This is a genomic window from Sphingopyxis sp. Geo25, assembly GCF_949769135.1.
Taxonomy (GTDB): domain Bacteria; phylum Pseudomonadota; class Alphaproteobacteria; order Sphingomonadales; family Sphingomonadaceae; genus Sphingopyxis.
Map to the genome: position 1 here is coordinate 247554 of NZ_CATKOZ010000003.1, position 22177 is coordinate 269730.

At 67.1% G+C, this 22177-nt stretch carries 17 protein-coding genes; 9 read left to right on the top strand and 8 right to left on the bottom strand.

Annotated elements, in window-relative coordinates; genetic code table 11:
- Nucleotides 1-37 precede the first annotated feature (37 nt).
- From QOL68_RS11770 to QOL68_RS11785, 4 genes are all read right to left on the bottom strand, one after another.
- Nucleotides 38-1354 (bottom strand): spinster family MFS transporter, encoded by a 1317-nt coding sequence (locus QOL68_RS11770; RefSeq protein WP_282949342.1) that lies wholly within the window; start codon nucleotides 1352-1354, stop codon nucleotides 38-40.
- On the bottom strand, nucleotides 1351-2631 hold the full coding sequence (locus tag QOL68_RS11775) for a serine hydrolase domain-containing protein (protein ID WP_282949341.1): 1281 nt from the start codon (nucleotides 2629-2631) through the stop codon (nucleotides 1351-1353). The genes QOL68_RS11770 and QOL68_RS11775 overlap by 4 nt, the downstream gene beginning before the upstream one ends.
- A gap of 1 nt (nucleotide 2632) precedes the next feature.
- Entirely contained in the window at nucleotides 2633-4900 is a 2268-nt protein-coding gene (locus QOL68_RS11780; RefSeq protein ID WP_282949340.1) for a TonB-dependent receptor, read from the bottom strand.
- 197 nt (nucleotides 4901-5097) lie between these two features.
- Nucleotides 5098-6162 (bottom strand): GlxA family transcriptional regulator, encoded by a 1065-nt coding sequence (locus QOL68_RS11785; protein WP_282949339.1) that lies wholly within the window; start codon nucleotides 6160-6162, stop codon nucleotides 5098-5100.
- A gap of 107 nt (nucleotides 6163-6269) precedes the next feature.
- Here QOL68_RS11785 and QOL68_RS11790 point away from each other — a divergent pair, with 107 nt between their 5' ends.
- Together QOL68_RS11790 and fdhD are read left to right on the top strand one after the other, a co-directional pair.
- The gene (locus QOL68_RS11790; protein WP_283404307.1) at nucleotides 6270-7583 is read left to right on the top strand and encodes a TetR/AcrR family transcriptional regulator; all 1314 of its coding nucleotides are present in this window, start codon (nucleotides 6270-6272) and stop codon (nucleotides 7581-7583) included.
- A 55-nt stretch (nucleotides 7584-7638) separates the two neighbouring features.
- Nucleotides 7639-8466, top strand: coding sequence for a formate dehydrogenase accessory sulfurtransferase FdhD (gene fdhD / locus QOL68_RS11795; RefSeq protein WP_282949337.1), 828 nt, complete (start codon nucleotides 7639-7641; stop codon nucleotides 8464-8466).
- On the opposite strand, the gene QOL68_RS11800 is transcribed toward fdhD, so the two are convergent.
- Entirely contained in the window at nucleotides 8463-9113 is a 651-nt protein-coding gene (locus QOL68_RS11800; protein ID WP_282949336.1) for a DUF1345 domain-containing protein, read from the bottom strand. The two genes, fdhD and QOL68_RS11800, sit on opposite strands and share 4 nt — an antisense overlap.
- A gap of 8 nt (nucleotides 9114-9121) precedes the next feature.
- Nucleotides 9122-11395 (bottom strand): FdhF/YdeP family oxidoreductase, encoded by a 2274-nt coding sequence (locus QOL68_RS11805; RefSeq protein WP_282949335.1) that lies wholly within the window; start codon nucleotides 11393-11395, stop codon nucleotides 9122-9124.
- Nucleotides 11396-11734: 339 nt separating this feature from the next.
- Here QOL68_RS11805 and QOL68_RS11810 point away from each other — a divergent pair, with 339 nt between their 5' ends.
- The 7 genes from QOL68_RS11810 (at nucleotide 11735) to QOL68_RS11840 (ending at nucleotide 18636) form a co-directional block, all read left to right on the top strand.
- Nucleotides 11735-12475 (top strand): AcvB/VirJ family lysyl-phosphatidylglycerol hydrolase, encoded by a 741-nt coding sequence (locus QOL68_RS11810; RefSeq protein ID WP_282949334.1) that lies wholly within the window; start codon nucleotides 11735-11737, stop codon nucleotides 12473-12475.
- Entirely contained in the window at nucleotides 12472-12879 is a 408-nt protein-coding gene (locus tag QOL68_RS11815) for a DUF2147 domain-containing protein (RefSeq protein ID WP_282949333.1), read from the top strand. The genes QOL68_RS11810 and QOL68_RS11815 overlap by 4 nt, the downstream gene beginning before the upstream one ends.
- Nucleotides 12876-15464 carry a bifunctional lysylphosphatidylglycerol flippase/synthetase MprF gene (gene mprF, locus QOL68_RS11820; protein ID WP_282949332.1) on the top strand — a complete coding sequence of 863 codons (2589 nt, stop codon included), beginning with the start codon at nucleotides 12876-12878 and terminating at the stop codon, nucleotides 15462-15464. Before QOL68_RS11815 ends, mprF begins: the two co-directional genes overlap by 4 nt.
- A gap of 27 nt (nucleotides 15465-15491) precedes the next feature.
- Nucleotides 15492-15890, top strand: coding sequence for a PDZ domain-containing protein (locus QOL68_RS11825; RefSeq protein ID WP_282949331.1), 399 nt, complete (start codon nucleotides 15492-15494; stop codon nucleotides 15888-15890).
- Nucleotides 15859-16545, top strand: coding sequence for a winged helix-turn-helix domain-containing protein (locus QOL68_RS11830; RefSeq protein ID WP_282949330.1), 687 nt, complete (start codon nucleotides 15859-15861; stop codon nucleotides 16543-16545). The genes QOL68_RS11825 and QOL68_RS11830 overlap by 32 nt, the downstream gene beginning before the upstream one ends.
- Nucleotides 16546-16551: 6 nt before the next feature.
- On the top strand, nucleotides 16552-17919 hold the full coding sequence (locus QOL68_RS11835) for a sensor histidine kinase (protein WP_282949329.1): 1368 nt from the start codon (nucleotides 16552-16554) through the stop codon (nucleotides 17917-17919).
- Nucleotides 17920-17991: 72 nt separating this feature from the next.
- Nucleotides 17992-18636, top strand: a complete 645-nt coding sequence (locus QOL68_RS11840) for a response regulator transcription factor (RefSeq protein ID WP_282949328.1) — start codon at nucleotides 17992-17994, stop codon at nucleotides 18634-18636.
- Nucleotides 18637-18830: 194 nt separating this feature from the next.
- On the opposite strand, the gene QOL68_RS11845 is transcribed toward QOL68_RS11840, so the two are convergent.
- On the bottom strand, nucleotides 18831-19877 hold the full coding sequence (locus tag QOL68_RS11845; RefSeq protein ID WP_282949327.1) for an ACP S-malonyltransferase: 1047 nt from the start codon (nucleotides 19875-19877) through the stop codon (nucleotides 18831-18833).
- Entirely contained in the window at nucleotides 19874-22075 is a 2202-nt protein-coding gene (locus QOL68_RS11850; RefSeq protein ID WP_282949326.1) for a thiamine pyrophosphate-dependent enzyme, read from the bottom strand. The genes QOL68_RS11845 and QOL68_RS11850 overlap by 4 nt, the downstream gene beginning before the upstream one ends.
- Between the last annotated feature and the right edge of the window lie 102 nt (nucleotides 22076-22177).

Sequence of the window (22177 nt, forward strand, 5' to 3'; positions counted from 1 at the left end):
CGCCACGCCAATCACCCGACGCTTTTTGCCAAAGCGGTCAGCCTTCGATGTCGCGGACGAGCGCGGGGCGCCCCGCCCAGAAGGCAATCGCCGCGAGCGGCCCGCCGATCGCCGACCAGGCGAGCGCGAGGCGCAGGCCTTCGCTGCCGCCTATCGCGTCGCTGAGGATGCCGACGCTGAGCGGGCCGACCCCGAGCGCGACGAAATTGACGATCAGGAACAGCACCGCCGAGGTCGTCGCCCGCATCCGCACGGGCACGATGCTCTGCGCTCCGGCCAGAACCGGCGCCATCGCAAAGCTCGATATGACGATCCCCAGCGAGAGGAAGCCGAGCGCGGTGAGCGGCGCGGCGATCATCGCTGCGGCGACGAAGCAAGGGGCGCTCGCAAGCGAAGCCAGCGCGGGGACGCCGAGGTAGGCAGCAGGGTCGCGCGCGCGCAGCCGGTCGGTGAGCATTCCGCCGACGATTACCCCCAACGCGCCGGCTGCTCCGAACGCGAGGGCGAGCATGGCGCCGACGACGCTCGTCGCGCCGAGGCTGGGACTGAAGCGCGCAGCCAGCGCCTCGAGTTCGGCCGTGTGGTTGCGGATCAGCAGCGAGCCGAAAAAGGCACCGAAAGCAAGCGTCGTCGTCGAAACGAAGGACGAACCCGTGACGAACATCCAGAAGCTGAACTTGCGCGAGAGCACGCCGAGCGCCTCGCGCGCCGACGGCACCGTATCGTCGGCGCCGATCGCGGGCCGCGGATCGCGCAGCGTGAACAGCATCAGGAGCGCGAGGACGATACCGGGAAAACCCGCGAGCACAAAGGCCCAGCGCCAGCCGAATGCGTCGGCCGCAATCCCGCCGCACGCAAGCCCGATCAGCGCCCCGAACGGCTGCCCCGAACCGACGAGCGCGAGCGCTCGGGCACGCTTTTCGGGCGGCGTGATGTCGGTGACGAGCGCATGCGACGCGGGGCCGCTTCCCGCCTCGCCGACCCCGACCAGGACGCGCGCGACGAACAACTGGACAAAGCTCTGCGCCGCACCGCAGACCATCGTGAACAGACTCCACAGCGCCATGCAGCCGCCGAGCAGCAGCGGCCGCCGCATCCGTTCGGCGAACCGCGCGAGCGGCAGCGCCATCGTCGCGTAGAAGAGCGCGAAGGCGAGCCCGGTCATCAGCCCGATCTGCGTATCCGATAAACTGAGATCGCGGCGGATCGGTTCGACGAGAACATTCAGAATCTGGCGGTCAACCGCGCTGAGCGTGCTCGCGCCGAGCAACAGCGCGAGCGCGTAGCGGTGGCCGCCTGCCTGTGCCGGAACCATCGTGGCAACCTTTTCCATGGGGAGATCGGGTGTGGTCATCGCGCGCTCCCCGCACGCAAGGCATCATAAACGAAGCGCGAGAAGGGCGCAAAATAGGGTGCGGGCGAGTTGATGGTCTGGGTGAAGAAGACCGCCGCGAGCTCGAGTTCGGGATCGACCCAGAAACGCGTTCCCGCCGAGCCGCCGAAGCTGAAGCTTCCCTGCCCGCCTGCGTCCCTCGCAAGCTCGGGTTCGCGCACGACGACAACGCCCATCCCCATGTCGAGGCCGACGCCCCGCTCGTCGAGCGGCATTTTCATCATGGCATGTCTGCCGAGCCGGTCGATGACGCGCCCGCGGCGGAGTTCGGCGACGCTTTCGGGCTTCAATACGCGCGCCTCGCCGAGTGCGCCCTTTCCGGCGAGCATCATCGCAAAGCGCAATACGTCGTCGACCGTCCCTGCGAGCCCCGCGCCGCCGAGGTCGGCGCCCGGCTGCCGCGTCACGTCGAGGGGGTGAAAAGTCGGACCACCCGGCCGCGGAAAGCGCATCGTCGTGCATTCTTCGAGCCCGCCGGTGTAGGGCTGCGCAGCGTAGAGCTTGACCAGCCGGTGCTGCTCGTCGTGCGGCACGAAAAAGCCGGTGTCTGTGGCGCCGATCGGATCGAAGAGATGCGTCTTCAGAAAATCGGCATAGCGCATCCCGCTGACGATCTCGACGATCCGGCCGAGGACCGCGAGACCCTCGCTGTAGTTCCACGCCGTGCCGGGTTCCGCGATCAGGGGCAATGGCGCCAGCTTGTCGACATACTCCGCGAGCGTCGGCTGCTGCGCCTCGCGCGTCCCCTCCTGCAGGCCGTTGGCGAGATAGAGATCGGGCACGGGCCCCGCGAAGAAGCCCGAGGTCAGCCCCGACATATGCGTGACGAGGTGGTCGATCGTGATCGCCGTCCTGGCCGGAACCAGCCCGGTCTCGGTCCAGACCTTCATGTTCGCGAAGGCGGGAATATAGTCGGCGACCGGATCGTCGACACGGATCAGCCCCGCCTCGACGAGAATCATCGCCGCGACCCCCGAATAGGCCTTGGTCAGCGACAGCAGCCGGTAGATGCTGTCGGCCTCTATCGGCCGGCCGGTCTCGCGATCGGCCCAGCCCATATGTCCGCGGGCGAAGACCTGACCCTTGCGCGCCAGCGCATAGGCCATGTTGGGCATCAACCCGCCCCCGACCATTTCGCCATAGAAACGATCAATACGGCCGAGCGCGTCGGGACAGAAGCCCGCCGAGCGCGCGTTGCTTGTCGGCAATTGCACGGCGGGCTCCAGCAAGGTCGCCATTTTAGAAGGTCGCGCCGAAGCGAACGCCCCAGGTGCGTGGCGGCAGATAGGTGCCACGCGGCAGGAAGAGCGCGAAGGAGGGGTTCGTCTCCTTGTCCGCGGCGACGTCGTTATTCTCCAGATTGTCGACATAGCCGGTGACCGAGAAGCGCTTGGACCGGTCGGTCCACACGATGCGCGCACCGCTCCGCCAATAGGAGCCGATGACATAGGGCTGGTCGTTGAACGGCCGCGTGAACTGCTTGCCGACCCAGGAGGTGTTGAAGCGCGCCGTCAGCGTGCCGACCGACCCCAGATCGAAGCTCTGTTCGAGCCCACCGCTCAATTTCCATTCGGGCGAACGGGTGAGGCGGTTCCCCGCAACATTGATCGGACAGGCGGTCGCCGGCGGCACGGGCGTGCAGGCAAAGGGCGTTCCCGTCGCCAGCGGATTGGTTTCGTCGACCGACGAGAAATCCTTATATTTGGCGCTGAGGTAGGTGAGCGCGAATTCGAAGCGGGTCCGGTCCACCGGCTCGGCGTTGAATTCGACCTCTACCCCTTTCGATACCGCAGAGGCGGCGTTTTCGAGGAAGCTCACCCCGACCGGCGGGCGGCGATATTCCTGCTTGTTCTTGTAATCGTATCGGAAGGCCGAAAGATTGAAGGTGACGCGCCGGTCGAACCACTGGCTCTTCAGGCCGATCTCGGCTGCGTCGACGGTTTCGGGGTCGTAATCGTTGCCGTTCGAGCCGCCCGCCTGGTAGCCGCCCGCCTTGTAGCCGGTCGAGTAACTGCCATAGAGCATCAGGTCGCTCGTCGGATACCAGTTGACGCCGAGCTTGTAGTTGAACTGGTCCCAATGCTTTTTGTACGGCCCCGAATGGATCGGTCCGCCCGTCGCAGGGTCGAACAGCCCCAGGCCCGGCGCAAACGTATCTTCCTCGAGCCGCTTCTTGTCGTATGTGTAGCGCGCACCCGCAACGATCTGCAGCTTGTCGGCGACATAATAGTCGGCCTGACCGTAGGCGGCGTAGGAAGAGCTGTCGAAGACGTTGGGCCCGAAGGTCAGGATCTGCCCGTTCGGGATGATCAGCCCCAGATAGTTGAACAGGACGGGCAACGTATATTGCGAATTTTCGCGATAATAGAAGAGCCCGCCGACCCACGACAGCGGCCCATTGCCGTTGGAGGCCAGCTGCAGCTCCTGCGTAAGCGTCTCGAAATCGAGCGTGATGTCCTGTTCGGCAATGTTCAGCGGCGACAGGTCGAGATCGAAGTCCAGGTTCTTGAGGCTGTTGTTGCTGTACCCGGTGATCGACTTCAGCGTCGCGAAGCCGAGATCCCAGCTGGTATCCGCGAAAAATCCATAAGTCACATCTTCCTTCGTGGGATCGATGTTGAAGGCAACGACCTGGCCATCGGCTATCGAAGGGTTCACCGTGGTCGCCGCCGCCGGGTAGAGTGCGTAGATGAGTGGCGACCAAGTGTAGGGCGCCTGCGGGCTGAGCGTCGCCGACGTGCTGTCGTCATGATAATAGAAGCCGCTGACATTGATCTGGAGCCGCTCGGACAGGTCGAAGAACAATGCGCCGCGAATGCTCGTATAGTCGCTGTCGTTGAGGTCGCGGCCGGTGACGATGTTCGTGATATAGCCGTCGCGCTTTTCGTTCGACAATGCGAGCCGGAAGCGCAGCCGATCGGAGATCGGACCGCCGACGGCCGCCTGGAACAGCCGCTTGTCATAATTGCCGAGCGTCAGCGACACGCTGCCCTCGAACACGTCGCTCGGCTTCTTGGTGATGATGTTCACCGCCCCGCCGACGGCATTGCGCCCATAGAGCGTGCCCTGCGGCCCGCGCAGCACCTCGATCCGTTCGATGTCGAACAGGTCGCGGGTCAGGAAGCTGCCCGCCTGGAGATAGTGGCCGTCCATGTTGAGCGAGACGCCGGGATCGCCGCCGATCACCGGATTTTCCGCTCCCACGCCGCGCAGGATGAGGCGCGAGTTGTTGAGCGTATTCGCCGACATCGTCAAACCGGGGGTCGAATATTGAAGATCCTCGATGGTGCGAATGCCGCGCATCTCGAGCTGCTTTTCGTCGAGCGCGGTGATCGCGATTGGTACGTCCTGCAGCGACTGCGCGCGCTTCTGCGCGGTCACGACGATTTCAGTGTCGCGGCTGTCGGCGGCATCGGCGGTGTCAGCCGCTTCGGCGGCCGCCGCCTGCGGAACAAGCGCCGCGACGGTCGCGAGCAACAGGAATTTCTTGTGCGAAAAGGCACGCATATCACCACTCCCCAAAGTTTATCGGTTTCGCGGGATGGTGCGGCGAGCAAGGCCTGGCGACAACGCCAACTATCCGACCTTTTGCGCCGAAGACATGGCGCAAATGCGTCGATTCCGAGGGCATGGCGACCCACCGGGGAAAGCCGGCACAGCTATCGGAAAAGGATCGCGCCGGCCGGGCACCAAGGCGTTGCCGGTCAGGCCGCGACGGGTGTTTCACGACATGTCGCGCGAAACTCGCGCGGCGCCTTGCCCATGTGGCGCAGAAACACGCGGCGAAAGACGTCGGCCGACGAAAAGCCGAAGCGATGCGCGATGCATTCGATCCGCCCGTCGCCCGCTTCGAGCGCCTGCCGCGCCGCCTCGACGCGCATACGCTCGACCGTCTTGGCAGGGGAGCTGCCGACGACTTCGGTATAGCGGCGCACGAAATTGCGCGTGCTCATGCCGACATGCGCCGCAAGCTGTTCGAGGCGGAGATCGGCGCCGAGATTGTCGGCGATCCACTGGTGCAGCCCGTCGAAGATATCCTCCTCGACCGATTGCGCGCGAAGCAATGTGCTGATCTGCGGCTGGTCGGCGCCGCGCCGGTTGACGACGACGAGCTGGCGCGCGATCCGCATCGCGACGCCGCGCCCCAGATCTTCCTCGACCATCGCGAGCCCGACATCGACTGCCGAGCTGCTGCCCGCCGCCGTCCAGAACCGGCCGTCGCGGACGAAGGTGGTGCCATGCTCGACCCGCGTTTCGGGATAATCGGCCTCGAGCGTCGCCGCGACGTCCCAACGCGTCACCGCGCGCCGACCCTCGAGCAGACGCGCCGCGGCGAGCAGAAACACCCCGCCGCCTGTCGCGCAGACGCGCCGCGCGGCGAGGGAATGGCGCCGCATCCACGCCAGCGTTCCGTCCTGCACGCTCCAAGGGACGATCCCTGCGCCGCCGGGAATGATCAGCGTATCGATCGGGTCTGCGGGATCGGGCTCGCCGAGTTTCTCGGTGACGACATGGCCGCCCGAAATCATCCGTACCGTTCCGGCGGAGGGCGCGACGATCGAGAGCCGGTACGGCCATTCGTCGCCGAAAATGAGGTCGGCGGGCTTCCCGCGCCCGAGGATTTCGCTGGCGCGTGCAAAAGGTTCGCTGATCCCGAATATGTCGAGCGCGTTCGCACCGTCATAGGCGAGAATCGCGATCCGCCGGGCGCGGACGGGTTCGCAGGCGGCGAGCCCCGCGTCGGGTTGCCTTTTCCTGCGGTCTTGCATGGATGTGTTCATCGCTTGCAACCTGTTTGCTTGCACCTTACTCCCGCAGCAATTAATATCACAAAATATCCTTTATGCAATGAAACGAAAATAAATAGGGCAAGCGATTGGATGAACAGGTAAATTCTCCCGCGATGGCGAAGGACGGAAGCGCGCCCAAGCGCAAACGCGGCGCGCCGCGCAAGGCGACTCGCGGGCAGGTACTCGACATCGCGACGCGGCTGATCAACCGCCGCGGCGTCGTCGCGACGCTGCTCGCCGACGTCGCGCGCGAGATCGGGGTGACGCGCATGGCGATGTACCAGCATGTCGCCGACCGCGAGGATCTGGTCTTCCAATGCTATGTGCAAAGCTGCGACCGGCTCGACGACGAGGTCGCGCAGGCGGCAAGCACCGCGGGCGGCGCGATCGAACAGATACGCGTGATGCTCCGGCGTCTGCTCGGCCCCGAAGCCCCCGCGCTGTGCGCGATCGTCGAGCCGGGCCTGCTGCCGGAGGATAAAAGGCGTGAGGTCGAACGGCGGTTCGACGCGGTGATCGCGCGCATCGTCGCCCTGCTCGACGCCGGGCATCGCGACGGGATCGTGCGCGCCTGCGATTTCGAGATCGTCGCGCGTGCACTGATCAACACGCTCTTCTGGGCGCCGCTTGCCATGCTGTGGAACCGGCGGCGGCTCGAGATCACCGGTCCGTCGATGCTGCAATCGGCCGAGTGCCTGTTTTTCGACGGCTGGGCGAGCGATCGCAGCGCGGCGGTCGAATACCGGCCGCTCGATATCGAGACGTTGACCAGCCCGGTCGCCGATGCGTTCGATCGTGCCGCCGTAGGCGACGCGAAGCGCGAGCGGATTCTGGCCGCGGCATCGCGCCTCTTCAACAGCAAGGGAATCGATTCGACGACGCTTGAAGACATCGCGGCCGCCATCGGCGCGACCCCACGCACCCTCTATCACAATGTCGGCGACAAGGAGACGTTGGTCGCCGAATGCTATTTCAGGATGATGCGGATGGGCATCCATCTGCAATCGGCGGCGTTCGATCAGCCGGGGCCGAAATTGCCCGGCTACATCGCCTTCCAGAAAGCCTGGGCGCTGACGCAGATGCGCGCGGACCTGTCGCCGCTGATGCCACTTGCCGGTTTCGAAATGCTTAGCGCGCAGCATCAGGCGCGTTTCTATGGCTACGCCGACGAGCTCACGGTGCTGACGCTGGCGCACGTCCAGCAGGGCGTCGTCGATGGGAGTATGCGGCCGATCGGCACCTTCGCGACGGCACTGCAAGCGGGCGTCCTCGGCTGGCTTGCGCGGGCGAGTTATACAGATGCTGCCCAGCAGGAACATGTCGCGCGCGAAATCGCGATACTGCTCGCGGTCGGGATCAGGGCGATCGAACGCGAGCCGGCCAACGCGATGCGTTTCTGACCGGCATGTTCCGCTGGTCCGCGCGCGCCGCGCCGCCTATAGGCTGGACCCTATAATGAGCGCGCAGGACAGCAAAGCCGGCCCCGTCGGCGCATCGACGACCGATCGCGGCGTGCGCCGGACCGGTCTTGCCGAGCGCGGCGATTCGGACCTGACGCGCGCGCTCGCGATCGAGGCGCCGGTGTCGGTCGAGGTCTCCGGCATCGGCTATGCGGTGATGATGGCGACCCCCGCCGATCTCGAGGACTTTGCGCTCGGCTTCGCGCTCGCCGAGGGGCTGGTCGAGACGCCCGCGCAGCTCACCAAGATCGACGTCCACCCGATCGAGGGCGGCTGGGCGCTACGCCTCTGGCTCACCCCCGATCGCGCGCACCTGGCGCTCGAACGCGCGCGGCGCCGGGTCAGCGAAAGCAGTTGCGGCCTGTGCGGGATCGAGAATATCGAGGAGGTGCTGCGCCCGCTGCCGAGCGTCATCGCACGCATCGACGTCGACCGCTCCGCGATCGCGCGGGCGCTCGCCGCGCTCGCCGATCACCAGCCGCTAGGCCGCGCGACCGGCGCGGTTCATGCCGCCGCCTTCTGTACGCCGGTAGGCGAGATTCTCTGCGCGCGCGAGGATGTCGGGCGGCACAATGCACTCGACAAGCTGGTCGGCGCCCTCGCGCGCGCGGCGATCGATCCGGCGGGCGGCTTCATCCTGCTCTCGGCTCGGTGCAGCTATGAGCTGGTCGAAAAGACCGTGCGCGCGGGCTGTCCGATGCTCGTCACCATCTCGGCGCCGACCAGCCTCGCCGCCGAACGCGCCGCCGCCGCCGGACTGACGCTCGTCGCGCTCGCGCGCGCGGATTCGGCATTGTTGATCAGCGGCGGGCCGATCGCTTAGGAACCGCCCAGCGCATTCACGGTGAACGCCAATATCCCCATGTTGAACACGAACGCCGCCATGCAATGGCCGAGCGCGACGCGGCGCATATGCGCGCCCGATATGGTGACATCGGAGGTCTGGAAGGTCATGCCCAGGGTGAAGCTGAAATAGAGGAAGTCCCAGTAACCGGGTTCCTTGACCCCCGGCACCTCCAGCCCGCCGCGATCGCGACCGCCCTCCTGCAGATAATAGAGATGCGCATAATGGAGCGTGAATACCATGTTCGCGAACAGCCATGCGAGCAGGAGGGTCGCGACGATCAGCACGATATCGCCGCGATCGAGTCTTTCGGGGCTGGCGATCAGCGTCCCGACCGCGAACAGTACGACGAGAGACAGCAGCACCGAGATCGCGAGCAGGCCGGCGCGGTTCGCGTCATTGTCGACGGCGCGACCTCGCATTTGCTCGGCATCGGAACGCAGCAGCGTCAGCGAAGCGGCGAGGAAGACGAGCGCCGCCGCATCGAACCCCATGAGCAAGGCCGTCCGGCTCCCATCGCCAAGTGCCGCCAGCGCCCCGGCGACGCCCGCAAAAACCGCGGCGAAGAGAAGGAAGCGGACCGGCGCGATGTGCCGGCCGACGGCGAGCTTCGCGCGACGCGACATCGGTGGCGTCAACCCGCCGCCGCGACGATGCGCACGGGGATCGACTTCGCGGCGGGACAGCCGCTGACGCGATCGTAGTGATCGAGCGGCAGCAGCGGATTGAGCTCCGGATAATAGCCCGCGAGCGATCCGCGCGGCATCGGATAGTCGACCAGCGTCAGCGCATCGACGCGCCGGTCGATCCCGTCGGCGGCGATCGTTTCCAGCGCCACCTTTGCACCCGCCGCCAGCCCGCGCGCTTCGCGGTCCTCGGCGTTGACGAACAGCACCATCCGGTCGTTGTACACGCCGCGATAGCGATCGTTATAGCTGTAGATCGTCGTATTGAACTGGTCGTGCGAACGGATCGTCGAGAGCCGCAGCATCGCGGGATCGTCGACCGGCGCGTCGACATGCAGCCCCGGCAGCACGAGGAAATTGGCCTTGCCGTTTGGGGTGAGCCACGCGAGCCGGCGCGGCGCGACGTCGAGGTGAAAGCCGAGCGGCGCCTTGATCCGTTCCGAAAAATCCGAGTAGAGCGCCGGATAGACCTCGGCGATCTTGTCGCGGATGCGGCCATAATCGTCGATATAGCTTGCCCAGTCGACGCGGCTTTCGGGCAGCGCCGCCATCGCGGTGCGGCAGACGATCTCGACCTCGGGCTTCAGGTCGTCACTCGCGCGGCCGAGCACGCCGCGCGAGGCGGTGATGTTCGACATCGAATCCTCGATCGTCACGAACTGTTCGCCCGCCGCGGTCTCGATCCGCTCCGACCGCGCGACGACGGGCAGGATCAGCGCGTCCTTGCCGTGCACGAGGTGCCCGCGGTTGAGCTTCGTCGCGATCCCGACGGTCAGGTCGAGCGAGCGCATCGCGTCATAGGCGCGGTCGGTATCGGGAATCGCGCGGACGAAATTGCCGCCGAGCCCGATGAAGACCTTCGCGGTGCCCGCGAGCATCGCCTCGACCGACTCGATCGTATGATGCCCGTTCTCGCGCGGAGGGTCGAAGCCGAAGACGCGCTGGACCTGGTCGAGATAGGCCTGTGTCGGCTTCTCGTCGATCCCGACGGTACGGTCGCCCTGCACGTTGGAATGGCCGCGGATCGGCGAAATGCCCGCACCCGGCCGCCCATAATTGCCCTTGAGCAGCAGGATATTCGCAACCTGCTGGACCAGCTGCGACCCGTACTGGTGCTGCGTCAGCCCCATGCCATAACAGATGATCGTCGCCTTCGACCGGATATAGATTTCGGCGCAGCGGCGGATCTGCTCCTCCGATATGCCCGATACCGCGACGATTTCGGCCCAGTCCTGCGCCAGCATGTCGTCGCGCAGCGCTTCAACGCCGACCGTATGTTCGGCGATGAAGGCGCGGTCGATGACCGCCTCGCCCGCCGCCTCGCGTTCGAACATCACGCGCATCATGCCCTTGAGGAAAGCAAGGTCGCCGCCGATCTTGATATGGACGAATTCGCTGGCGATCGGCGCCGATCCGAAGGTCGCCATCTGCACGACGTCCTGCGGCTCGGTATAGCGCATCAACGCGCGCTCGGGCATCGGGTTGACTGCGACGATCGGGCAGCCGCGCTTGTGCGCGTGAAACAGCTGCGTCATCATCCGCGGCGCGTTGGTGCCGGGGTTCTGCCCCATGACGAAGATCGCCTCGGCATGGTCGAAATCGTCGAGGATCACCGTGCCCTTGCCGACGCCGATCGCGGGGGGAAGCCCACGGCTGGTCGGTTCGTGGCACATGTTCGAGCAATCGGGAAAATTGTTCGTGCCATATTCGCGCACGAAGATCGAATAGAGGAACGCCGCCTCGTTCGGGGTCCGGCCCGAGGTATAGAATTCGGCCTGATGCGGGCTTTCGAGCGCGCGCAGGTGCGATCCGATCAGCGCGAAGGCATCGTCCCAGCTCACCGGCACATAATGGTCGCTTGCCGCGTCGTAGCGCATCGGTTCGGTCAGCCGGCCCTGCATCTCGAGCCAATAGTCCGACTGCTCCATCAGCTCGGTCACGCTGTGCTGCGCAAAGAAATCGCGCGTCACACGGAACTTCGTCGCCTCATGCGCCAGCGCCTTCGCGCCATTCTCGCAGAATTCGAGCTTCTTGGTGCAGGTCGCGTCAGGAAAGGCGCAGCTCGGGCATTTGAAGCCGCCGGGCTGGTTCATCGACAGCAGCGCGCGCGATCCCTTGGTGACGACGCTCTGTTCGAGGAGGACCTTCGCCGTCGCCGCCGCCGCGCCCCATCCGCCCGCAGGGGCGTTATAGGCCTGATAGCGGGCTTTGCCGTCGGCCATCGCGTCATCTCTCCCGAACCAGAACACCTCAACCGAATAAAGCACAGCGCGGCGCGCATGACCATGCAAACCATGGTGTGATTGCCCGTAGCGGGCAGGCGATCCATCGAAAAGCGGCCAGCCCCCGGGGCGGGGGCTGGCCGGATGCAGGCGGGCCGGGGTCAGCGGGTGCCGGGTGAGACCCCGGCCAGCCTGCGGTTCGGGTCGCCGAAGGAGCTCAATCGCCTTCGACCCCTTGGCTTCTAGTCCCGCGAGGCCGTCCCCCGGATGGCCGGCACATGACAATATCGTAATCCGCGCGTCAGCTTGCGGAGGCGGGCGGCCGCCTATGAGGGGCGCATGACACGAACGACCGGAAACAGGCGATGGGGACGCGCGGGGCTGTTCATGCTCCTGCTCGCGCTGCTCGGCGCCGGCCTCTATTACGTCCATCTCGGCTATTATCGCCACACGATCTTCCACGATCTGCCCGCCGCCGGAGTCGGGCCCGAACGCCCCGCGCTCGTCATGCTGTCGGGCGACATGGGCGACCGCGTCGGGATGACCCCGAAGGTCGCCGCGCGGCTCCATGCGCGCGGCTATGCGATCGTTACCGTCAACAGCCTGTCCTTTTTCGCGCCCGGCCGCACCGCCGCCGAGACGAGCGCGCTGATCGCGGGCGCGATGCGCCGCGCGATGGCGCTCGGCCGGACCGGTCATGTGGTGCTGATCGGCCAGTCGTTCGGCGCCGACATGCTCCACGCCGGGCTCGCGGAGCTGCCCGCCGCCGCGCGCGCGCCGATCCGCGCGGTCGTGCTTGTCGTTCCAGGGCGCGACATCGTGTTTCGCGCCTCGCCGGTCGAGCTCGCGGGACTCGAAACCCCCGACGCGCTCGCGCTGCCGACCGCGTCGCGCCTGACCTGGGTGCCGGTCACCTGCATTCATGGCTCCACGGAGGCGAACAGCCTCTGCCCCGAACTCACCCTGCCCAGCGTCCGGCGCGTCACGCTGCCCGGCGGGCACCGGCTGGATTTCGACGATGCGGCGCTGACCGCAGCGATCCTGCCGACAGTAACCCAAGCCAAGGACAATCGGTCATGAAGATGCCGGCGCTGGCACTGATGCTTGCCGCCTCGACGGGTATCGCGGCGGCCGCGATACCGCAGCCCGCCGCGAACCCGATCGGGCTGTGGGAGAACCCCAGGGGGACATTGCTTGTCCGGACGCGCTTTTGCGGACAATTGCTCTGCGGCAATATCGTCTGGGCGAGCCCGAAGGCGATGGCCGACGCCCGCGACGCCGGCGTAAATGCGCTGATCGGAACCGAGCTGCTCAGCGACTATCGCAAGAGCGGCGCCGCACGCTGGACCGGGCAAGTCTATGTCCCCGACCAGGGCCGCCGTTTCTATTCGACGATCGAGCAGAAGAGCCCCAACGATATCCGCATCTCGGGCTGCATCCTCGGCGGCCTGCTCTGCAAGCGGCAGGACTGGACGCGGCAATGAGCCGGTTTCTCGCCCGCATCCGCACGCACAAGCGGTCGCTGTCGATCCTCGCAGCGCTGCTTGTCGCTGCGCTCGGCTTCGCCGCGCTCTTCGGCCTGCTCCATTCGGTGCGCCCGCGTGCAATCCGCCAAGCCTTCGACGCGCTGTCGGCGGCGCAGATCGCGGGGGCGCTGGCGCTCACCGCGACGAGCTATCTTCTCCTCACCCTCTACGACAGTTTCGCGCTGCATGTGCTCGGCAAGAAGCTTCCTTGGCGCACGGCGGCGCTCGCCAGCTTCACCAGTTACACGCTCAGCCACAATCTCGGCCTCGCGCTGCTCACCGGCGGGTCGGCGCGCTACCGCGTCTATCGTGCCGCCGGACTCAGCGGCGGCGCGATCGGCAGCGTCATCGCGCTCGCCAGCCTCGCCTTCTGGAACGGCGTGATCCTGCTCGCCGGCCTCGCCGCGGCGACGAGCACGCAGATCCTGCCCTTCTTCGACTTCGGCCTGTCGCTCCACTGGCTGCACCTCGCGGGAATCGCGACGGTGACGATCTGCCTGATCCCGCTCCTGCTCCGCCATTTCGGGTTGCGCGCGATCGAGATCGGCGGCTGGCGCACGCCGATACCCGGTCCGGCGATGAGCGCGGCGATGACGCTTGTCGCCGCACTCGATCTCGCCGCCGCCAGCGCCGCGCTGTTCATCCTGCTCCCGGCGCCCGATCCGGCGGCCTGGCCGCTTTTCTTCCTCGGCTATGCGCTCGCGATCATCGCCGCGCTGATCAGCCATGTGCCGGGCGGGCTCGGCGTGTTCGAGGCGGTGGTGATTGCGATGGTGCCCGGCGACAAGGCAGAGCTGCTCGCGGCGCTGCTCGCCTACCGCGTCATCTATTATCTGCTGCCGCTGCTCCTCGCCGCGCTGCTCCTTGCCTGGCACGAAAGCCGCGCGTGGCACGGGCAGGCGAGGGAGCTGGCCGCGGCGGGGCAGTCGCTGCTGCGCGAGCTGGCGCCTCCGCTGCTCGCCGCGCTCGTCTTCGCCGGTGGTCTGATCCTCCTCCTCTCGGGATCGACCCCGGCGGAGGCGGCGCGGATGCACGACCTCAAGCATTTCCTTCCGCTGCCGTTCGTCGAGGCCTCGCACCTTGCCGCGAGCCTTGCGGGCACGCTCCTCCTCTTCCTCGCGCCCGGGCTGCTCCGCCGCCTCGACGGCGCCTTCGTCGCGACGCGCGCCTTGCTCGCCGCCGCGATACTCTTCTCGCTCGCGAAGGGGGGCGACTATGAGGAGGCGCTGATCCTGACCGGTATCGTCGCCGCACTGCAGTGGAGCCGCGCCGCCTTCTATCGCCGTACCGCGCTGATCGACGCGCCGCTGTCGACGGGCTGGATCGCCGCCGCGCTGACCGCGATCCTCGCCTCGGCCTTCGCGGGCTTCTTTGCCTATAAGCATGTCGCCTATTCGGGTAGCCTCTGGTGGCAGTTCAGCCTGAAAGGCGACGCGCCGCGTTTCCTGCGCGCGCTGTTCGGCATCGCGGTGCTGCTCGCCGGGCTCGCGATCTGGCGCCTCTTTGCGCCGTCGGCGCGCTCGGTCCGCACCAGCGCGGTCAGCTTCGACCAGCTCGAACCCGCGCTCGCGCTCGCCGACCGCACCGACGCCTTCCTCGCGCTGACCGGCGACAAGCGCTTCCTCCTGGCCGACGAGGGCGACGCCTTTCTGATGTACCGGATAGAGGGCGCCAACTGGATCGTGATGGGCGATCCCGTCGGCAACGAGGATCGCTGGTCCGACCTCCTGTGGAAGCTGCGCGAAAAGGCCGACGCCGCACAGGGTCGCATCCTGCTCTACCAGATCGGCGCCCGCACCCTGCCGCACGCGATCGACCTCGGCCTCTCGATCGTCAAATATGGCGAAGAGGCGGAGGTCGACCTCGCCGCCTTCACGCTTGCCGGGCCGCAAGCGAAGTCGCTCCGCCACGCCGAACGCCGCGCCGCACAGGAAGGCGCCGAATTCGCGGTCATCGCGGCCGCCGATGTCCCCGCGCACATCGCCGAGCTCCGGGCCGTATCCGACGATTGGTTGCGCGCGAAAAAGCAGCGCGAAAAGGCCTTCAGCCTCGGCAGCTTCGACCCCGCCTATATCGCGCGCTTCCCCTGCGCGGTGGTGCGGATCGACGGGCGCATCGTCGCTTTCGCCAATATCCTCGCGACCGCGAACGGCGCCGAAATGTCGGTCGACCTGATGCGCCACGTCGCGGCGCCGCCCTACGGCGTGATGGATTTCCTGTTCATCCGGCTGATGCAATATGCCCGCGACCGCGGCTTTCGTCGCTTCACGCTCGGCATCGCGCCACTGGCCGGAGTCGACGGGCGGCGGCTCGCCCCGACCTGGGCGCGCGGCGCGGCCTTTCTCTTCCGCCATGGCGAGATGCTTTATGGTTTCGAAGGGCTGCGCAGCTACAAGGCGAAATTCGCGACCCACTGGGAACCGCGCTATATCGCGGGGCCGCGCGGCATGGCCTTCGCGCAGGGCATGGCCGCCGTCCACCGCATCGTCAGCCGCCCTCCTGCGACGAAGAAGGCCGCTGCGCCCGTCGCGGCACCGGCGTGAGCGATGGACGCGATGCCTCCGCGCCCCATGCCTCCCGCCAGCGCGTTGCTGCTGATGCTCGCGGGCGTCGTCGGACTTGCGGCGCATCTCGCATCGACGCCCTTCGCTCCTCCGGGCAACCAAATCCCCGGCCTGACCTTTGAGGCCGAACGCACCGCACCGCTCGCGCCGCTCGCGCTCGTCGTCACCAGCGTGCAGGACGGCAGCGCCGCGGCGAAGGCAGATATCGCGGCGGGCGACGTCATCGTCGGCATCAACGGCAGGCCGATCGCATCGGTCTCCGCCGTCGCGCGGGCGATGAAGGGCGATGCGACACGGGGCGTCGACCTCCATATTCGCCATGACGGCGAGAGCCGCTATAAGCATCTGCCGCCCATCCGATCGAAGGAACCGCATGTCCCAGAAAATACTCGTCATCGAGGATGACCGGACAACCGCGGACTTCATCGTCAAGAGCCTGACCGGCGAGGGGTTCGTCGTCGATCACGCCGCCGACGGGCGCGACGGGCTGTTCCACGCGACCGACGGCAGTTACGACGCGATCGTCCTCGACCGGATGCTGCCGGGGATGGACGGGATGGCGGTGCTCGCGGCGCTGCGCGCGGCGAAAGTCGCCACGCCGGTGATCATCCTGTCGAACCTCGGCGCGGTCGACGCGCGGGTCGAGGGGCTGACCTCGGGGGCCAACGACTATCTGGTCAAGCCCTTCGCCTTTTCGGAACTGCTCGCGCGGCTGAAGCTGTTGATCGCCAAACCGTCGGGCGGAACGCAGGTCGAAACCATCCTCGCGTGCGAGGATCTGGAGATGAACCTGCTCAATCGCCGCGTCACGCGGGCGGGCAGGCGGATCGAGCTCCAGCCGCGCGAGTTTCGCCTGCTCGAATATCTGCTCCGGCACAAGGAACAGGTCGTCACGCGTACGATGATGCTGGAGGGTGTGTGGGAATATCATTTCGACCCCGGCACCAATGTCGTCGACGTCCATGTCAGCCGCCTGCGCCGCAAGGTCGACGACGGCTTCGACAAGCCGCTCGTCCACACGATCCGCGGCGCCGGCTATATGCTCGGCAAGGCGGGCTAGGCGCCAATGCGGCGGGGGTTCTTCCAGTCAACGACGGTGCGGCTCGCGCTCGCGTTGCTGCTCGCGCAGGTCGCGGCGCTCGCGCTGGGGCTGACGGTCATTCATCGCTTCACCGCCGCGACGATCCTTGCCGACGCGCGCACCGCGGCCGAGGTCGCGCGCGACGATTTCGCCGAGGAATATCGGCAGGAGGGTGAGGCCGGCCTCGTCCGAGCGATCCGCGACCGGCTCGCAGCACGCGACGACCGCAATTTCGTCGTGTTGCTCAAGGGTCCGGGCGGCGCGCCGCTCATCGGCAATCTCAAGCAATGGCCCGCGACGCTGGGCGACAACGAGCGATGGCGGCGGATCAGCCTGTTCCGCGAGGGCGGCACGGCGGCGGAAGAAATGGGACTGGTCACGCGGCGCCTGGACACCGGCCATGTCCTTCTAACCGGGGAAGTGCTCGAGGCGCAGGCACAGCTCGCCCGGGCGAGTCAGGCAGCCTTTCTCTATGCACTTGCCGCGGGAATCCTGATCGCGGCGGTCGTCGCCGCGCTCGCGGCGTGGATATTGTCGCGGCGGGTCGACGCGTTCGCGCGCGCCGCCTCGGCCATCGCGTCGGGCAAGCTCGACGCGCGCGTCGAGCGCGACGAGACCGGCGACGCCTTCGACCGGCTGGGCACCTCGATCAACGCGATGCTCGACCGGATCGAGGCACTGGTCGGCGAGCTGCGCATGGTCACCGATTCGATGGCGCACGACCTCCGCTCGCCCGTCTCGCGGATGAAAGCGACGCTCGAACAGGCGCTCGGCCGCACGCGCGACCCGAACGCGACCGCCGCGCTCGCCGGCGCGATCGACGAGGCCGACAGCCTGCACCGCCTGCTCGACACCGCACTCGAGATCAGCCGCGCCGAGGCCGGCATCGGCCGCGACCAGTTCGCCCGCTTCGCACTCGCGCCGCTGCTCGACGATCTCGCCGAAGTCTATGGCCCGCTCGCCGAGGACGAAGGCTTCGCGATCAGCGTCGACGCGCCCGCCGAGCTCAAACTGATCGCGCACCGCGAAATGCTGCTCCGGGCGCTGTCGAACCTGATCGACAATGCTCTGAAATATGCCGACGGCGGATCGGCGATCCAGCTGTCTGCGGCACGGGACGGAACCGACGTCGAGATAAGGGTCGCCGACGACGGCCCCGGCATCGCCGAGGAGCAGATCGGCGAGGCGGCCAAACGCTTCGTCCGCCTCGACCCCGCGCGCGGCGGCTCGGGCGCCGGGCTCGGGCTCTCGCTCGTCGAGACGATCGCCCACATGCACGACGGCCGGATGACGATCGCGCGGGCCGACCCGCACGGCACCATCGTCAGGCTGCGGCTGCCCGTCGCCGCCTGATCGCGTCATATCGGCGCCGAAGCCGAGCGGATCGCGCTGGGCTTCGGCAGCTGGGCGCGCCAGCCTTGGCGCGTGAACCAGAGCGGGGGCCATATCCATCTGATCCTGCCCGAGGCGGTCGAGCGCGCGGCGTGTTTCCGCACGCTTGCCGAGCCCGGCGGCCGGATCGTGCGCAGCTTCGCGAGCGCCGACGCCTGGCTGGAAGCGGGCGCCGATGCCGACTGCGCGATCCTGCTCTTTCATTGGCAGCAAGCAGGGCGCGTCAGTGGCGAGACATTGCTCGCGCAGCTCGCCGGACGCGCCGATGTCACGATCTTCGTCGCCGCGAGCCGCCTCGGCATCGCCGACGCCCGCGCGATCCTGCGCGGCGGCGCGCATGATTTGCTCCCCGCTCCGCTCGACCCGCGCCTCGTCCGCCGCACGATCGATGAGGCGATCGCAAGCTGGCAAGCGCGGCGCGACGCGCTCGCGCTGCACCGCGACGCTGAACTGCGGCTAGCCGCACTGACACCGCGCGAGCGCGACATATTGGAAGCGATCGCGGCGGGAATGGGCAACAAGGCGATCGCCCGCCGCCTCGACCTCAGCCCGCGCACGGTCGAAGTTCACCGCGCGAACATCATGCGCCGCGCCGGGGCGGGCAGCGTCGCCGAGCTGCTCCGCCTCGCCTTCACCGCCGAGCTGGCGCGCGGAAACCCTCTCCATTTCGGTGCATGAATCCCGATCGGCACCGCCGGATCGCCGCACAGGTGCCTATAAGGAGGATGAACGGACGGCCGCCGCTGAGTTGGTCCCCATCGGCACCGCCGTTCTCCCTCGTGGCCGAACCCCACCAGGCCACGGATCCCAAGCGGGCCGGCGGAGAAAGTTCCATCTCCGCCGACCCAATTTCTGTGGAGTGACCCCAATTTCTATCGACTGACCAACGCGCGCTGCTCAGGCCGTCCCATCGAGAGCAGGATCGGGTCGGACGCCTGCCGCGCCATGAAATCGGCCTTGCCGGCCATTCCCTGCCATTCGATGCCGATCAGCGACTGCGCGATCGCACCGCCCAGCGTGTCGCCGGGGCCGGGCAGGATTATCACGTCGGGCGCGAACTCCTTGACTGCGACCTGCACCGACAGCGCAAAGTCATAAGGCGCCAGAATCTGGTGGCCGAAGGTATAATCCCAGATCGCGGCCGGGTCGCTGGAGAAGCGCCGCCAGATATGCCCGCGCCCGTCGACCATCGGGATTGCAGGACCGCCGAACAGCGACGGAGGCAATTCGGCCTTCGCCTTGTCCGAGCTGCCGAACATCAACGGCGTGTGGAAAGGGCCGTGGCCCGCGAGGCGCAGCGGATCGCGGCCGGGCGTTTGCGGCGCTTCGGCGAGCAGCGCGGCAAGACCTTCCTCATTCCCCGCAAGGACGAGCATCCCGGCGAGGTCGATCGACAAGGCGAGATCGTGACCGGGGCGCGCAGCGATATTCGCGACGAGATCGAGTAACTGGTCACGGAGGCCGGGGACGGGCCGCCAATCCTCGTCGACCACCTGAAGCAATATCTGCCCGCCGGGACCGTGCGTCTGGCTGTTGAGGCCCATCGCGTTCGAAATGCGAAAGCCATCCTCGATCGACACCGCCCCGCCGAGCGCGAGCGCGCTGTACCAGCCCATCGAATTGCCCGCGACCGCGACGATGTCGAATTTGTCGCGGTCGATGCTCTGATAATCGAGCGCAGTGGCGGCATAGATCAGCGGCGCCGCGACGTCGCCGCGCATATGCGTCGCGACGCTGAAGCGCTCAGCGCCATCGAGCTCGGTGACGGTCGGCTGGCCGCGTTCGGCGCGCTGCGCGTCGAAATTCGCGATGAGGTCGGCGAACCGCGCCCCATGCAACCGCACGATGCTGCCAAGCTCGCCTTTTCCATAGGTGCCGCGCCCGGGCGCAACGACGAGCGCAGTCCTACGCGCGTTCATGCCAGCAGCTCCTTCGCGGCCGCGTAGATGCTGTCGCGGCTCGGCAGGGTCAGCGTCGCGGCCTTCCCCAGGGGAATGAAGCTGTCTTCGGCGGCGATGCGCGCGAGTTTCTTGCCCGGCGTGCGCTCGACGAATGTCGCCATCAGCGCCTCGCTCTGCGAACCCGTGATGCGGCATTCGTCGACGATCAGGATGCGCTTCGCATCGCCCACCGCGGCGACGAGCTTGTCCTCGTCGACCGGGCCGAGCCAGCGCAGGTCGATCACCCGCGCCTTCACGCCATCGGCCGCGAGCAGTTTCTCGGCCTGGCGCGAGAGATAGTAGCCGTTGCCATAGGTCACAATCGCAAGGTCGGTGCCACCGCCATGGACGCCGACGTCGCCGAGACGGATCGGTGTCCCCTCACCGGGCGCTTCATAGACGCTGGTCCACAGGCCATCACCCTCCTCGTGCAGGTCGCGGGTCATATAGAGCGCGATCGGTTCGACGAAGACGACGACGCGCTGCTCCTCGCGCGCCAGCCGCACGCATTCGCGCAGCATATGCACGGCATCGCGCCCGTTCGACGGCACCGCCAGGATAACACCCGGAATGTCGCGGAAGACCGCGAGGCTGTTGTCGTTGTGAAAATGGCCGCCGAAGCCCTTCTGGTAACCGAGCCCCGCGATGCGGATGACCATCGGGTTGGTGTACTGGCCGTTCGAGAAGAAGCTCAAGGTCGCCGCTTCGCCGCGGATCTGGTCCTCGGCATTGTGGACATAGGCGAGGAACTGGATCTCGGGCATCGGCAGGAAATCATTGTGCGCCATCCCGATTGCGAGCCCGAGGATCGCCTGTTCATCGAGCAGGGTGTTGATGACGCGCGCCGAGCCGAAGCGCTGGTGGAGTTTCGCGGTGACGTTATAGACCCCGCCCTTCGGCCCGACATCCTCGCCCGCGACGACGATCTCCTCGTGCGCGAGCATCAGGTCGGCGAGCGCCCACGACAGCAACCGCGCCATGTGCATCGGCTTGTCCATCTGCCCGGCGTCGCTGCCGAACATCGCCTTGCGGTCCTCGGCCGACGGCGTGTTCGGCCGCGCGACTTCGCGCGTCGGCGGGATCAGACTTTCCATGACATGCGTCGGGGTCGTGATCTTCGGCCGAAGGATCGCGGCCTCGGCCTGCCGCGCCAGGGTCGCGCCGATCTCCTCATAGGTTTCGGCAATCTCGGCCGCGGTCATCCAGCCCTGCTGCACCATCAGGGCCGCGCCGGCGAGCAGCGGATCACGCGCCTCATCGGCCTCGATCAGCGCTTTCGGCAGATAGGCGCCCTGCACGTCCGACCCAGCATGGCCGTAGAGCCGCACCGTCGCCATGTGCAGGAACACGGGCCTTCGCGTCCGGCGCGCATAATCCGCCGCCGCCTTCGCCCCGGCATAGGCCGAAGCAAGGTCGGTGCCGTCGCACTGGATATAATGCAGCCCCGCGCGGTGCCGGAACTGCGCCTCGATCCAGCCCGTCGGCGTGCGCGTCGAAATGCCGATGCCATTGTCCTCGCACAGGAAGATGAGCGGCATCGGGGTGCCCTGGAAGGCTGCCCAGCCCGCGGTGTTGAACGCGCCCTGCGCGGTCGAATGGTTTGCCGAGGCGTCGCCGAAGCTGGTCAGGACCACCGCATCGTCGGGAAGCGGCAGGCCCTTGCGCCCGAGCCGCCGCGCAATGCCGATCGAGAAGGCCGCGCCGACGGCTTTCGGCAGGTGCGACGCGATCGTCGAGGTTTGCGGCGGGATGTTGAGCGGCTTCGACCCGATCACCTTGTGGCGCCCGCCCGAAATCGGATCCTCGCTCGACGCGGCGAAACTCAAGAGCATGTCCCATGTCGCGCTCTCGCCGGGCAACTGACGCGCGCGGTGGAGCTGGAAAGCGTTCGAGCGATAGTGGAGGAACGCCATGTCGGTGACGCGCAGCGCAGCGGCGACAGCGGCATTGCCCTCGTGCCCCGACGAGCCGATCGTGTAGAAGCCCTCGCCGCGCGCCTGAAGATGGCGCGACAGCCGGTCCATCTGGCGGCTGGTGAGCTGCGACAGGAAGATATCGGTCGCCTCCGCCCGCGACAGGCCCGCCGCAGCCGGATCGGGCGCATCGGCGCGGCCGGGCAAGCGGCCTTCTGTCAGCGCGCCGAGGAATTTTTCATGCACTGCCTGCGCCGCGTCCACCGACTTCCTCCATTAGCTGGGCCATATGGTTGCACGCGCAACTACCGGCCTCCTACCGGCGCGCTAGAACGGGGCAGTTTGGCGCGCAAGCATCTCTTGCCT

Bases quoted from the DNA above. Each gene is read 5' to 3' on its own strand.
- QOL68_RS11810 (WP_282949334.1), top strand. From the start codon at position 11,735: ATGACACGAACGACCGGAAACAGGCGATGGGGACGCGCGGGGCTGTTC.
- QOL68_RS11780 (WP_282949340.1), bottom strand. From the start codon at position 4,900: ATGCGTGCCTTTTCGCACAAGAAATTCCTGTTGCTCGCGACCGTCGCG.
- QOL68_RS11800 (WP_282949336.1), bottom strand. From the start codon at position 9,113: ATGTCGCGTCGCGCGAAGCTCGCCGTCGGCCGGCACATCGCGCCGGTC.
- QOL68_RS11775 (WP_282949341.1), bottom strand. From the start codon at position 2,631: ATGGCGACCTTGCTGGAGCCCGCCGTGCAATTGCCGACAAGCAACGCG.
- QOL68_RS11805 (WP_282949335.1), bottom strand. From the start codon at position 11,395: ATGGCCGACGGCAAAGCCCGCTATCAGGCCTATAACGCCCCTGCGGGC.
- fdhD (WP_282949337.1), top strand. From the start codon at position 7,639: ATGAGCGCGCAGGACAGCAAAGCCGGCCCCGTCGGCGCATCGACGACC.
- QOL68_RS11785 (WP_282949339.1), bottom strand. From the start codon at position 6,162: ATGCAAGACCGCAGGAAAAGGCAACCCGACGCGGGGCTCGCCGCCTGC.
- QOL68_RS11835 (WP_282949329.1), top strand. From the start codon at position 16,552: ATGCGGCGGGGGTTCTTCCAGTCAACGACGGTGCGGCTCGCGCTCGCG.
- QOL68_RS11815 (WP_282949333.1), top strand. From the start codon at position 12,472: ATGAAGATGCCGGCGCTGGCACTGATGCTTGCCGCCTCGACGGGTATC.
- QOL68_RS11845 (WP_282949327.1), bottom strand. From the start codon at position 19,877: ATGAACGCGCGTAGGACTGCGCTCGTCGTTGCGCCCGGGCGCGGCACC.
- mprF (WP_282949332.1), top strand. From the start codon at position 12,876: ATGAGCCGGTTTCTCGCCCGCATCCGCACGCACAAGCGGTCGCTGTCG.
- QOL68_RS11825 (WP_282949331.1), top strand. From the start codon at position 15,492: ATGCCTCCCGCCAGCGCGTTGCTGCTGATGCTCGCGGGCGTCGTCGGA.
- QOL68_RS11770 (WP_282949342.1), bottom strand. From the start codon at position 1,354: ATGACCACACCCGATCTCCCCATGGAAAAGGTTGCCACGATGGTTCCG.
- QOL68_RS11830 (WP_282949330.1), top strand. From the start codon at position 15,859: ATGTCCCAGAAAATACTCGTCATCGAGGATGACCGGACAACCGCGGAC.